Source organism: Streptomyces sp. NPDC058289 (genome assembly GCF_042880975.1).
GTDB lineage: Bacteria > Actinomycetota > Actinomycetes > Streptomycetales > Streptomycetaceae > Streptomyces > Streptomyces stoeckheimensis.
Genome location: NZ_JBHVYI010000028.1, coordinates 1 through 12983, shown reverse-complemented (window position 1 = coordinate 12983; position 12983 = coordinate 1). Strand labels below are relative to the sequence as shown.

Annotated in this window: 12 protein-coding genes; 9 read left to right on the top strand and 3 right to left on the bottom strand. The window is 71.1% G+C overall.

Annotation, left to right across the window (positions count from 1 at the left end; genetic code table 11):
* Positions 1–12: 12 nt before the first annotated feature.
* Genes ACFVX6_RS16675 through ACFVX6_RS16665 form a run of 3 tightly spaced genes read left to right on the top strand, consistent with a single transcriptional unit; the run spans position 13 to position 2849 of the window.
* Positions 13–678 carry a response regulator transcription factor gene (locus tag ACFVX6_RS16675; protein WP_389692025.1) on the top strand — a complete coding sequence of 222 codons (666 nt, stop codon included), beginning with the start codon at positions 13–15 and terminating at the stop codon, positions 676–678.
* Positions 675–1925, top strand: a complete 1251-nt coding sequence (locus ACFVX6_RS16670; RefSeq protein WP_389692023.1) for a sensor histidine kinase — start codon at positions 675–677, stop codon at positions 1923–1925. Before ACFVX6_RS16675 ends, ACFVX6_RS16670 begins: the two co-directional genes overlap by 4 nt.
* Before the next feature lie 42 nt (positions 1926–1967).
* Entirely contained in the window at positions 1968–2849 is an 882-nt protein-coding gene (locus ACFVX6_RS16665) for a hypothetical protein (RefSeq protein ID WP_389692021.1), read from the top strand.
* An 18-nt stretch (positions 2850–2867) separates the two neighbouring features.
* Here the strand turns inward: ACFVX6_RS16665 and ACFVX6_RS16660 are convergent, their stop codons facing one another.
* The 3 genes from ACFVX6_RS16660 to ACFVX6_RS16650 all read right to left on the bottom strand — a co-directional run bounded on the left by ACFVX6_RS16660 (position 2868) and on the right by ACFVX6_RS16650 (position 4359).
* Positions 2868–3578 (bottom strand): hypothetical protein, encoded by a 711-nt coding sequence (locus ACFVX6_RS16660; RefSeq protein WP_389692019.1) that lies wholly within the window; start codon positions 3576–3578, stop codon positions 2868–2870.
* Positions 3579–3697: 119 nt separating this feature from the next.
* Positions 3698–4090 (bottom strand): type II toxin-antitoxin system VapC family toxin, encoded by a 393-nt coding sequence (locus ACFVX6_RS16655; RefSeq protein ID WP_389692017.1) that lies wholly within the window; start codon positions 4088–4090, stop codon positions 3698–3700.
* Entirely contained in the window at positions 4087–4359 is a 273-nt protein-coding gene (locus tag ACFVX6_RS16650; protein ID WP_389692015.1) for a hypothetical protein, read from the bottom strand. Before ACFVX6_RS16650 ends, ACFVX6_RS16655 begins: the two co-directional genes overlap by 4 nt.
* Before the next feature lie 166 nt (positions 4360–4525).
* On the opposite strand from ACFVX6_RS16650, the gene ACFVX6_RS16645 reads away from it, so the two are divergent.
* The 6 genes from ACFVX6_RS16645 to ACFVX6_RS16620 all read left to right on the top strand — a co-directional run bounded on the left by ACFVX6_RS16645 (position 4526) and on the right by ACFVX6_RS16620 (position 12860).
* A complete protein-coding gene (locus tag ACFVX6_RS16645; protein WP_389692013.1) occupies positions 4526–5473 on the top strand; it encodes an LLM class F420-dependent oxidoreductase in 948 nt (315 codons plus the stop codon).
* 60 nt (positions 5474–5533) lie between these two features.
* Complete coding sequence (locus ACFVX6_RS16640; protein ID WP_389692011.1) at positions 5534–6319, top strand: SDR family NAD(P)-dependent oxidoreductase; 786 nt, start codon at positions 5534–5536, stop codon at positions 6317–6319.
* A 115-nt stretch (positions 6320–6434) separates the two neighbouring features.
* Positions 6435–7562, top strand: a complete 1128-nt coding sequence (locus tag ACFVX6_RS16635; RefSeq protein WP_389692009.1) for an LLM class flavin-dependent oxidoreductase — start codon at positions 6435–6437, stop codon at positions 7560–7562.
* A 256-nt stretch (positions 7563–7818) separates the two neighbouring features.
* A complete protein-coding gene (locus tag ACFVX6_RS16630) occupies positions 7819–9558 on the top strand; it encodes an amidohydrolase family protein (RefSeq protein WP_389692007.1) in 1740 nt (579 codons plus the stop codon).
* Positions 9555–11051, top strand: coding sequence for an aldehyde dehydrogenase family protein (locus ACFVX6_RS16625; protein ID WP_389692005.1), 1497 nt, complete (start codon positions 9555–9557; stop codon positions 11049–11051). The genes ACFVX6_RS16630 and ACFVX6_RS16625 overlap by 4 nt, the downstream gene beginning before the upstream one ends.
* Before the next feature lie 231 nt (positions 11052–11282).
* A complete protein-coding gene (locus ACFVX6_RS16620) occupies positions 11283–12860 on the top strand; it encodes an APC family permease (protein ID WP_389692003.1) in 1578 nt (525 codons plus the stop codon).
* The last annotated feature ends 123 nt before the right edge of the window (positions 12861–12983 follow it).

Here is a 12983-nt window from a genome sequence, read left to right as displayed (position 1 = left end):
AAAGAGGACGCCATGCGAGTTCTGGTGGTGGAGGACGAGGAGTTCCTGCGGGAGATGATCGCCGAGGGGCTGCGCGGCGACGCGCTGGCCGTCGACGAGGCGAGCGACGGCCTGGAGGCCCTGCGCCGCCTGCGCCTGGGCGCGTACGACGTCCTCGTCCTGGACCGTGACCTGCCGGGCCTGCACGGCGACGAGGTCTGCCGCCAGGTGGTGCGCGAGCGGCTGCTGACCCGCGTCCTGATGCTGACGGCCTCCGGGACGGTACGGGACCGGGTTGAGGGCCTCGGCCTCGGCGCCGACGACTACCTCACCAAGCCCTTCGCCTACGACGAGCTGCTCGCCCGCGTCCTGGCGCTCGGTCGGCGCGCCCAGCCGGCCCTGCCGCCGGTGCTGGAGCGGGCGGGGGTGGCCGTGGACGTCGCGCGGCGCACCGCCACCCGGGAGGGGCGCCGGCTGGCGCTCTCCCGCAAGGAGTTCGCCGTCCTGGAGTCGCTGCTGCGCGCGGAGGGCGCGGTCCTCAGCAATGACGACCTGATCGAGCAGGTGTGGGAGGAGGACACCTCGTACAGCACCAATGCGGTACGGGTGACCCTGAGCAAGCTGCGCGCCAAGCTGGGGGAGCCGCCCCTGATCGAGACCGTTCCGGGCGCCGGATATCGGATCGGTGATCCACGATGAGAGCAGTGCTCCGTTCCGAGCGCGCCCGTCTCACCGTCCTCTACGGCTCCCTGCTGCTCCTCGCGGGCGGCGGCCTCATCGCACTGATCAACATCCTGCTCCGCAACGGCCTGTACAGCCGCATCAACGGGGCCGTCATGACCACCGCCGTGCGGCCGGGCTTCGAGGGCACCCCGCCGCCCGCGGTCCCGGGCCAGCGCCTGCCGGTCCCCGCCGAGAGGCTCGACACCGGCGCCACCCCGACCCCCGAACAGCTCGAACAGTGGCGGGCCACCCGCGTCCTGACCACGGCCGTGGAGCAGGCCACCCTCCACGAGCTGCTCGTCGTCTCCCTCGTCGCCCTCGCCGTTTTCGCCGTCCTGTCCATCTGGCTGGCCTGGTGGATGGCCGGCCGCGTGCTGCGCCCCGTCGGCGTGATCACCGAGACGGCCCGGCGGCTGTCCGGAGCCAACCTCCACGAGCGGATCGGCCTCCGGGCACCGCCCGGCGAACTCAAGCGGCTCGCGGACACCTTCGACGGGATGCTCGACCGGATGGAGGAGCTGGTCGGGGCGCAGCGCCGGTTCGCCGCGAACGCCGCCCACGAGCTGCGCACCCCCCTCGCCGTCCAGCGGGCGGCCGCCGAGATCGGGCTGGCGGGGGAGCCGCCGCCGGAGAAGGTGGCCCGGATCCGCTCCAAGCTCATCGAGGTCGCGGACTCCAGTCAGCACCTCGTCGAGTCGCTGCTCCTGCTCGCCGTCTCGGAGGAGGGCTTGGAGGCGACGGAGCCGGTGGACCTGGCGGGGCTCGCGGAGGCGGAGCTGGCGGGCATCGAGGGGACGGTCCCTCAGGACCTGCTGGTGGTACGGGACCTCGCGCCGCTGACGGTCGCGGGCGACCGGACCCTTCTGGGGCACCTCGTACGGAACCTGCTGGCCAATGCCGTACGTCACAACCGCGCGGGCGGCCGCCTGGAGGTGGCGACCTCCCCGGAGGGGGTGCTGACGGTCTCCAACACCGGTCCGGTGATCGAGCCGGGGGACGTGCCGCGGCTGCTGGAGCCCTTCCGGCGGCGGGCGGAGCGGCAGCATACGGCGGGCGAGGGCGCCGGGTTGGGGCTTTCGATCGTCGGGTCGATCGCGCGGGCGCACGGCGCGGAACTGACGGCGCGGGCCAACCCGGCGCCGGGCGGCGGGTTGATGGTCCGGGTCTGGTTCCCGGCCGGGTCACCGGCTGCGCGACCCGCCGGGGAAACGCCGGGCGCTTGACCGGTCAACAAAAATGAAGATCGGCTGTGTACGGTCGGGTCAATGAGCAAGCACGCCCGAGCCGGCTCCCGCGCGACCCGTCCGTCCCGCACGCCCGGTACGTCCCGCCCGACCCGGCGCTCCCGCGCCGGCGGTACGCGGCGCGCCGACGGCGGCTCCCGGGGCTCCCGCGGCTCGCGCCCGCTCGCCTTCGCGGCCGCCCTGGGACTGCTCGGTTTCGGCGCGGGCTGGGTGTACCTGGCCCACGACCCGCCGGCCAACGCCGCGGCCCGCGTCGCGGCCGACGCCCGGCCGCCGGCCGAGGAGCGGGCCGCGCGGGCGGCCGAGCGCGACCCCCTCCAGGGCCTGCCCGAGGTCAGCGAGCACACCCGGGGGAAGATCCCCGCGGACGCCCGCCAGCTCATCCTGGTCACCGGCAAGGCGAGGGACTCCTCGGAATCCACCGCGGCCCTGTACACCCGCCCGGCGGCCGGCGCCGACTGGGCGAAGAGCGACAGCTGGCCCGCGCGCAACGGAGCCAAGGGCTGGTCCACGGAGCGTACGTACGGGGACCTGACCTCCCCCGAGGGCGTGTTCGCGCTCACCGACGCGGGCGGGCTGCTGGCGAAGCCGGCGGGCACGAAGTTCCCGTACGACCAGGACGGCTCCTTCGTGGCGACCGGCCGCGGGGTCAACGGGGAGTCGCTGCGCGGTTCCTTCGACTATGTCGTCGCCATCGACTTCAACCGCAAGACGGGTGTGAGTCCGCTCGACCCGACGAAGCCCGAGGGCGAGGAGAAGGGCGGCAACATCTGGCTCCACGTGGACCACGACGGCCCCTCGCAGGGCTGCGTGGGCATCCCGAAGGCCGCGATGCAGAAGGTCCTGGAGACCCTCGACCCGGCGGCCAAGCCGGTCATCGTGATGGGGCCGCAGGGCTTCTGAGCCCCGCCGGCCGCCGCCTCAGGCCGCAGCGCCCGTAGCGGCCGCGGCGGCAGTGCCGTCCACCGCCGGTCGACCGTCCACCGCCTGTCGGCCCTCCACGGACCCGCCCGCCTTCCCTCCCGCGGCCGGGTCGCGGGCCAGCAGGGCGATGTAGGCCAGGTCGAACACGGCGCACAGCAGCCCCAGCCCGAGGATGAACGGTGCGTCCTCGAGGACTCCGAAGAGGAAGGTCGGCGCGAGCGTGCCGAGCCATTTGGCGACGGCCATCACCAGCGACTGCCCGTGCCGGCCGCCCCGGCTCGCGTAGAGGGCGATGAACAGGCCGGACATCAGCAGGTTCTGCAGGAACGCCGAGTACCGGCTCGAGTCGTGCGTGCCGAAGTGGGCGACGAAGAGCCACTGCACGGCGAAGGCGCTCGCGAAGACGAGCACGCTCCAGACGGCGAACAGGGGCCGGGTCACGAAGCCGGGCAACTCGGCCCGCCCGTAGCGCAGGTACGTGTACACGATGACGATGTCGGCGACCGCCCACACCACGTTGACGACGGCCTGCGCCGTGACTCCGGAGTTGTGGAACTCGTAGAAGGCGTAGGTGGTTTCCCACGCGAAGTTCAGCGCGAGCGCCGCGACCGGCATCGCGTACGTCCGGTCGCGCAGCCCCACCCGGATCGCCTCGACGTACACGAGGGTCCAGGCCAGCCCGCTGATCAGCGTCAGAAAGAGATCCACGGGCGGAACCCTAGCGGGCGGCCGGGAGCCCGGACATCCCCCCGGAGGTCACGGTCCGAGGTCCGCCTCCGTCACCGGATCCCCGCCCCGGCCGGCCGCCGGTCCGGCCGTTCCCGCTGTCAGACCTTGACGACCCGGATCCGCTTCCCGCACAGCATGGACAGGTCCTCGGGATCTGAGGTCAGCAAGGTGACGGGTCCGGGTTGGTCGAGGGCGGTCGCCGCCGCGATGGCGTCCAGGGCGTACTCGTGCCCGTGTAGCCCGGCGGCGGCGAGCAGCTCGCTCGCATGCCGCACGATGGCCTCGCCCGGCGGGACGATGTTCACGCGGGAGACCGCGTAGTCGAAGCGGGCCTGGTTCACCCGGGGGTCGCGCGCCTCGACGAGGGTGACCGAGCTGATGACCACCCGGATGTCCTCGGTTTCCGCAGCCGTGAGCCACTCCAGCAGCCCGGGGTCTTGTCGTACGAGTCGGGAGAGGCCTTCGCAGTCCAGGACGAGGGTCCCGCTCATGCGGCGTCCGACGAGGCTGCCGTCCCGCCGCGCAAGATCGCTCGCTTCTCGTCGACCGCCGTGGGGTCGGCCGGGCCGTTCACGGATTCGGAGTCCTCGATCAGCTCTCGGAGCCGATCACGCTCCAGCTGTCGCTGAACCAGGGCTTCGATGTACGCGGACATGCCGCGCTTGCCGGTGCGCGCCTTGAGCGCCGCGATCGTCCCCTCGTGAAGCGAGACGGAGACGGGCCGGGTGGGACCTTCGCCGGGTGCGGGCTGGTCGGTCATGAGGCCATCGTAACAAAACTCATGTTATTTGGCGTGGGGCACCGCGCCGGGGCCTCGTCGCCGCTTCGGGTCCCACCGACCCCTTGCCTGACGACCCGTCAGCTACGACGATGGCCCCCGCACCGGTATGACGAATCGGCAGTCGAGGACGAGGCGGGTACGGCCCATGGCGCGCGTGTTTCCGGAAGGTCGGCTGGTCTACGGGATGCAGCTCCCGATCCAGTCGCAGAGCACCATCTACGCCGAGCCCTGGGAGGCGACGGCCGGCGCGGCCGACCTCGCCGCGGTCGCCCGCGCGGCCGACGGGGCCGGCTTCGGCTACGTCGCCACCTGCGACCACGTGGCCATCCCGCGGCACATGGCCGGCCCCATGAGCACCATCTGGTACGACCCGGTGGCCACCCTCTCCTTCCTGGCCGGGATCACCGAGAACGTGCGGCTGCTCAGCCACGTCGCGATCCTCGGCCTGCGCCACCCGCTGCTCAGCGCCAAGCAGTACGCCACCGTCGACCACCTCTCCGGCGGCCGGCTGATCCTCGGCGTCGGCGCCGGGCACGTGAAGGAGGAGTTCGAGGTGCTCGGCGTGGACTTCGCGCGTCGCGGGGCCGTCCTCGACGAGACCCTCGACGCGCTGCGCGCCGCCCTCGGACCCGAGGAGTACCCGGAGTTCGAGGGCGAACTGTTCTCCTTCAAGGACCTCGGGCAGCTGCCCCGCCCCGTCCAGGCCCGGATCCCGGTCTGGGTGGGTGGCTCCTCGCCCGCCGCCGTCCGCCGGGCCGCCGTGCGCGGCGACGGCTGGCTCCCGCAGGGCGACCCGCTCGACAAGCTCCCGGCGCAGATCGCCCGGATCAAGGAGCTCCGCGCCGAGGCGGGGGCCGCCGGACCCGTGGAGTTCGGCGCGATCACCGCGCCGCTGTACGTCGGCGAGCCCGGCTGGGACACGGGCCGGCGGACCCTCACCGGCAAGGCGGAGGCGCTCGCGGAGTCGCTGCGCGCGTACAAGGCGATCGGCATCGACCAGATCCAGGTCCGCTTCCGCAACCGCGACCGGGCCGAACTCATTGACCAGATCACCGCTTTCGGGTCCGAAGTGGGCCCGCTCCTCAACGACTAGCGACAGCGACAGCGGCAGCGGCAGCGGCAGCGACAACAACAAAACATTCGGGAGCAACGCATGGGCAAGCTGGACGGACGCGTCGTCATCATCACGGGTGCCGCGCGCGGCCAGGGCGAGCAGGAGGCCCGGCTCTTCGCCGCGGAGGGAGCCAAGGTGCTCCTGGGCGACGTGCTGGACGAGCAGGGCGCGGCGGTCGCGAAGGAGATCGGCGACGACCGGGCCCGGTACGTACGGATGGACGTGAGCCGGGAGGAGGACTGGGCGGTCGCCATCGCGGCGGCGAAGGAGGCCTTCGGCGAGGTCAACGGCCTGGTCAACAACGCGGGCATCCTGCGCTTCAACGAGCTGACCGCGACCCCGTTGGAGGAGTTCCAGCAGGTGGTCCAGGTCAACCAGGTCGGCGCCTTCCTCGGCATCAAGTCGGTGGCCCCGGAGATCGAGGCGGCCGGCGGCGGCACGATCGTCAACACCTCCTCGTACACGGGCCTGACGGGCATGGCGTACGTGGGCACGTACGCGGCGACCAAGGCGGCGATCCTGGGCCTGACCCGGGTGGCCGCGCTGGAGCTGGCCGCGAAGAACATCCGGGTCAACGCGATGTGCCCGGGGGCCGTGGACACCGCGATGGCCACCCCCGGGAACACGAATCCGGCGGACCTGCCCCAAGAGGCCCGGGACGCCATGGCGGACCTCTACAAGCGCGTGGTGCCGATGGGCCGGGTGGGTCAGCCCGAGGAGATAGCCAAGCTGGCGCTGTTCCTGACCAGCGAGGACTCCTCCTACATCACCGGCCAGCCGTTCGTGATCGACGGGGGCTGGATGGCGGGCGTCAGCGTCCTCTAGTCCCGCTCGACCGTATCTGATGGAGCGTCAGGTATTGACGCTCCCGCCCCCGCGATGGAACAGTCGTGACATCGAATCTGACGCAACGTCAGAAACAGAAGGACGGTGAATCCCCTTGGAATTCGGGCTCTTTGTGCAGGGATACGTGCCTGAGGCACGGTCCAAGGTCGACCCCGAGGCAGAGCACAAGGCGCTGATCGAGGAGACCGAGTACGTCATCCAGGCGGACAAGTCAGGGTTCAAGTACGCCTGGGCCTCCGAGCACCACTTCCTGGAGGAGTACTCGCACCTTTCGGCGAACGAGGTGTTCCTCGGGTACCTCGCTCACGCCACCGAGCGCATCCACCTCGGCTCCGGGATCTTCAACCCGCTCGCCCCGGTCAACCACCCGGTCAAGGTGGCCGAGAAGGTCGCCATGCTCGACCACCTCTCCAAGGGGCGCTTCGAGTTCGGCACCGGCCGCGGCGCCGGCAGCCACGAGATCCTCGGCTTCCTCCCCGGCATCGAGAACATGGACGGGACCAAGGAGATCTGGGAGGAGACCATCGCCGAGTTCCCCAAGATGTTCCTCCAGGAGGAGTACGAGGGGTTCCAGGGCAAGCACTGGTCGCTCCCGCCGCGCAAGATCTTCCCCAAGCCGTACGGCAAGGCCCACCCGGCCATGTGGTACGCCGCCGGCTCCCCGGCCTCGTACGCCATGGCGGCCAAGAAGGGCCTCGGGGTCCTCGGCTTCAGCGTCCAGAAGGTCTCCGACATGGCCTGGGTGCTGGACCAGTACAAGACCGCGATCCAGGAGGCGAAGGCCATCGGCGCCTTCGTCAACGACAACGTCATGGTCACCTCGACCGCGATCTGCGCCGAGACCCACGACAAGGCCGTCGAGATCGCCGTCAACGCCAACATGAACCGCTTCCAGTCGCTGGTCTTCCGCTACCACGACACCTTCCCGCGCCCCGAGATGATCCCCGAGTGGCCCGAGATCCTCCCCGAGTACAACGCGGAGATCATCGAGCTGCTGATCGCCGAGGAGCTGCTCATCTGCGGCGACCCGTCCGAGGTCCGCGCGCAGTGCAAGCGCTGGGAGGAGGCCGGCGCCGACCAGCTCTCCTTCGGTCTGCCGACCGGCGTCTCGCCCGAGGACACGATGACCACCATCAAGCTCATCGGCGAGCACGTCATCCCGCACATCGACACCGACCCGGTGCACCGCACCACCCGCTTCCGCGAGGCTTCGGGAGCCTGAGGCTGCGGCTTCTCAGGAACTGGGGCGGCGTCTTCCCGGACCGCCGCCCCGCAACCGGCCCCGGCCGGAGTCACGCCGTGGCTGCGGCCGGCCCGGCGGACCCCGACCGGGGCCCCGGGCTGCGGCCCCGCAGATGCGGCGCCGCTGCCGGGGACCAGCCCCCGGACCCCCGCTCCTCGCACGCCGGAGGGGCTGGATTTTCCAGTCCCCGGCGTTCACGTGCGGGCTGAGATCAGCCAAAGGCAGAGAGGACGTCATGCTCGACCACCTGATCAAGGGCGCCACCGTCGTGGACGGGACCGGCGCTCCCGCCCGCATCGCCGACGTCGGCCTGCGCGACGGCCGGATCGCCGTCATAGCCGAGCCCGGCACCGTCACCGAGGAAGCCCGGACCAGCGAGGACGCGACCGGCCTCGTCCTCACCCCCGGGTTCATCGACCCCCACACGCACTACGACGCCCAGCTCTTCTGGGACCCGTACGCGACCCCCTCCATGAACCACGGAGTGACCACCGTCGCGGGCGGCAACTGCGGATTCACCCTGGCCCCCCTCAACCCCGCCCGCCCCGAGGACGCCGACTACACCCGCCGCATGATGAGCAAGGTCGAGGGCATGGCGCTCAAGGCCCTCGAAGAGGGCGTCGACTGGACCTGGTCCACCTTCGGCGAGTACCTCGACGCCCTCGACGGCCGCATCGCCGTCAACGCCGGCTTCATGGTCGGCCACTGCGCGCTCCGCCGGCACGTCATGGGCGAGGACGCCGTCGGCGGCCAGCCCACCGAAGAGCAGATGCAGGCGATGCTCGACCTGTTCCACGACGCCATGAACGCCGGCGCCTGGGGCCTGTCGACCACCCAGTCCTCCACCCACTCCGACGGCTCCGGCGCCCCCGTCGCCTCCCGGCACGCCAAGCCCGAAGAGCTCCTCGCGCTCTCCCGGGCCGTCGCCGAACACGAGGGCACCCAGCTCGAAGCGATCGTCGCGGGCTGCCTGGACCAGTTCGCCGACGAGGAGATCGACCTCTTCGTCGAGATGAGCGCGGCCGCCGGACGGCCCCTGAACTGGAACGTGCTGACCATCGACGCCTCCGTCCCCGAGCGCGTGCCGCGCCAGCTGATCCCCAGCGAGCGCGCCCGCAAGGCCGGCGGCCGCATCGTCGCGCTGACGATGCCGATCCTGACCCCCATGAACATGTCGCTGGGCACCTTCTGCGCCCTCAACCTCATCCCCGGATGGGGCGAGGTCCTGGGTCTGCCCGTCCCCGAGCGCATCGCGAAGCTGCGCGACGCCGACGTGCGCGCCGAGATGCTGCGCCGCGCGGCCAGCAAGGAGGCCGGGGTCTTCCGGCGCCTCGCCAACTTCGGCCGCTACGTCATCGGCGACACCTACAGCGAGGCGAACGAGGGCCTGTCCGGCCGCGTCGTCAACGACATCGCGGCCGAGCGGGGCCAGGACGCCTTCCAGTGCCTGGTGGAGATCTGCGCCAACGACGACCTGCGTACGGTGCTCTGGCCCATGCCGACCGACAACGACCCGGCGAGCTGGGCCCTGCGCGCGGAGACCTGGCAGCACGAGGACGTCATGCTCGGCGGCTCCGACGCCGGCGCCCACCTGGACCGCATGTGCGGAGCCCCGTACACGACCCGTTTCCTCGGGGACTGCCTGCGCGGCCGCAAGCTGGTGCCGCTGGAGCAGGCGGTACGGATGCTCACCGACGACCCGGCCCAGCTGTTCGGGCTGCGCGAGCGCGGCCGGATCACCGAGGGCTTCCACGCGGACCTGGTGCTCTTCGACCCGGAGCGGATCGAGGCGGGACCGGCCACGCTGGTGCACGACCTGCCCGGGGACAGCCCGCGGCTGGACGCGCGGGCGATCGGCATGGTGTCCGTACGCGTCAACGGCGTGGAGACCATCCGCGACGACGAGGTCACGGGGGCGATCCCGGGGATCGTGCTCCGTTCGGGCCGGGACACGAGGACGGTGAGCACCAGGTGAGCAGCGCTACGGACAACCCGCAGAAGCTCTACATAGGCGGCGAGTGGGTCGAGCCGGCCGGCGGGCACTACGAGGTGGTCAACCCGGCCGACGAATCCGTCGTCGGCCTGGCCCCCGAGGCCTCGCGCGGCCAGGTCGAGGACGCGGCGCGCGCCGCGGCCGCGGCCTTCGAGGGCTGGTCCCGGACGAAGCCGGAGGAGCGGGCGGCGATCCTGGACCGGGCCGCGGACATCATCCAGCGCGAGTACGAGCCCTGGGCGGCCCTCGCCCAGGCCGAGACGGGCGCCCCCACCGGGATCGCGCGCGGCATGCAGGTCGGGGTGGGCGTGGCCCGCTTCCGCCGGTACGCGAAGGGGGCGCTGGAACCGGTCGAGCGCGGGCTGCCGCCGCAGGTCACCGAAGCGGGCCCGATGGGTGCGGCGAGCATCCTCGGTGCGCTGGAGGTGCGCCAGCCGGTCGGGGTCGTCACCTGCATCACCTCGTACAACAACCCGTGGGCCAATCCGGCGGGCAAGGTGGCCCCGGCGCTGGCCATGGGCAACACGGTGGTCGTCAAGCCGGCCCCGCAGGACCCGCTGTCGGTGTTCCGGATGGCGGAGGCGCTGCACGAGGCCGGGGTTCCGGCCGGCGTGGTGAACGTGGTGTCCGGCACCTCGGTGGAGGTCGGCGAGGCGGCCGTGGACTCCCCGGACGTGGACATGGTGTCCTTCACCGGCTCCACGGGCGTCGGGCAGCGCATCGCCGAGGTCTGCGGCCGTACGATGAAGCGGCAGCTGATGGAGCTGGGCGGCAAGGGCGCGGCGATCGTCCTGGCGGACGCGGACCTGGACGCGGCGGTGATGGGGATCGGCACCACCTTCTCCTTCTACTCCGGGCAGATCTGCACGGCTCCGACCCGGGTGATCGTCCACCGGTCGGTGTACGAGCAACTGGTGGAGAAGCTGCAGGGCTACCTGGCCTTCATGAAGGTCGGCGACCCGTCGGTGCGCGGCACCGTGGTGGGTCCGGTCATCTCGGCGGCGCACCGGGACCGCGTGGAGTCGTACATCGAGCTGGGCAAGAAGGAGGGGGCCCGGATCGCCTTCGGCGGCGAGCGCCCGGTGGTGGGTGAAGGTGCTGGTTCTGGCAAGGGCTTCTACGTGGCCCCGACCCTGCTCGTCGACTGCACCAACGACATGCGCGTGGTCCGCGAGGAGATCTTCGGGCCGGTGGTGGTCGTCGTCCCCTTCGACGGAGCCGCCGGAGACGACGACGAGGCGGTGGCGCTGGCCAACGACAGCGACTTCGGCCTGATCAGCTACGTGTGGTCCGCGGACGCGGCGCGCGCCTTCCGGGTGGCGCGGCGGCTGCGGGCGGGCGGGGTCGGCGTGAACACCATCGGGCGGAACATGGAGGCGCCGTTCGGCGGCTTCAAGCGCTCGGGGGTCGGCCGGGACGTGGGCTCGTACGCGCTGCACGCTTACAGCGAGATGCAGTCGATCGTCTGGGCTTGACCAAATATTGACCCGGAAAGTTTGAAACCGGTCAAAACGGACAGTGCTGCGGTTTCCGCATGGCGAAATAAAAGGTCCAGGCCTGCCGAAACGATGATCGGCAGGCCTGTGAACCTTCCATTACATCCTCGTGAAGACTTTCGATCTCGAGATTCGAAGGGCTTTGGGCGTGTGGCGAACTGGACTTAAGTCCTCCAGATGTGGAAAACGCAGCGTCTAACGTCCTGACGTATGACACAGCTGGACGTCCGGCCCCAGGCCGGAGACTCGGTAAGCGGAGCCACCCCCCGGGGTGGCTCCGATGGTGACGTGCGCGGCAAGGGCCTCGGCAAGGGCTCCGTCGGCCTCGTGGGAAGCGCCGTCATCGGCATCTCCACCGTCGCCCCCGTCTACTGCCTGACCTCGACCCTCGGCTCCACCGCCGGTGAGGTCGGCGTCCAGATGCCGGCCGTCTTCCTGGCCGGCTTCCTGCCGATGCTGCTGGTCGCCTTCGCGTACCGCGAGCTCAACAAGGCCATGCCGGACTGCGGCACCTCCTTCACCTGGACCGTGAAGGCCTTCGGCCCGCGGATCGGCTGGATGTGCGGCTGGGGCCTGGTGATCGCCACGATCATCGTGCTCTCCAACCTGGCCGGCGTCGCCACCTCCTACTTCTGGCTGCTGGCCGGCGAGATCACGAGCAACGCGTCGATCGCCGCCCTGGACGACAACAAGCTCGTCCACATCGCCACCTGCCTCACCCTGATCGCCGTCGCGACCGCCATCAGCTACCGCGGCATGACCGCCACCAAGGGCGTCCAGTACGCGCTGGTCGGCCTCCAGCTCGCGGTCCTCGCCATCTTCGTGGCGATGGCCTTCCAGAAGGCCTCCGCGGGCACCTTCGACACCGGCCTGGACTTCTCCTGGCAGTGGATGAACCCCTTCGCGGTCGAGTCCATGGCGGCCTTCACCGCCGGACTCTCGCTCTCGATCTTCATGTATTGGGGCTGGGACGCCTGCCTGGCCACCAACGAGGAGACCACCGGCTCCGCGAAGACCCCGGGCCGCGCCTCGCTCATCGCGATGGTCGTCCTGGTCGGCTCGTACCTGGCCACCGGCATCGCCGCCCAGATGGCCGTCGGCTCCGGCACCGAAGGCCTCGGCCTCGGCAACCCGGAGACCTCCGACAACGTCTTCGCCGCCCTCGCCGGCCCGGTGATGGGTCCCTGGGTGCTCGGCGTCCTGCTCTTCGTCGCCGTCCTGGCTTCCGCGACGGCCTCCCTGCAGACCACCTTCATCCCGGTGGCCCGCACGGTCCTGGCCATGTCCACGTACGAGGCGCTGCCGCCCTCCTACGCCAAGGTCCACCCGAAGTTCAAGACCCCCGGCCGCGCCACCGTCATGGCGGGCGTCGCGACCGGCGTCTTCTACACCGTGATGACCCTGATCAGCGAGAACGTCCTGACCGACACGATCTTCGCGCTCGGCCTGATGATCTGCTTCTACTACTCGCTGACGGCCTTCGCCTGCGCCTGGTACTTCCGCGGCGACCTGCGCAAGTCCACCCGCGACCTGTTCTTCAAGGGCGTCTTCCCGGTCCTGGGCGGCCTGCTCCTGGCGGCCGTCTTCTTCAAGACCCTGATCGACATGTGGAACCCGTCGTACGGCTCCGGCTCCACGGTCCTCGGCGTCGGCAGCGTCTTCATCATCGGCGTCGGCCTGCTGGCCCTCGGCCTGGTCGTCATGTTCGTCACCGAACGCCGCAGCCCCGCCTTCTTCCGCGGCGAGGTCCTGACGAAGTCCACCCCGTCCCTGGTGGTCCAGGACTGACCCCGGGGCCCCTGGCCCCCCTCCCGCCGTGTCATGCACGCCCGCGGGGCCTCGCGGAGGGCTCAGCCGGTGTTGCGCAGGCCCGCGGCGACGCCGTTGACCGTGAGCAGCAGGGCGCGGGCG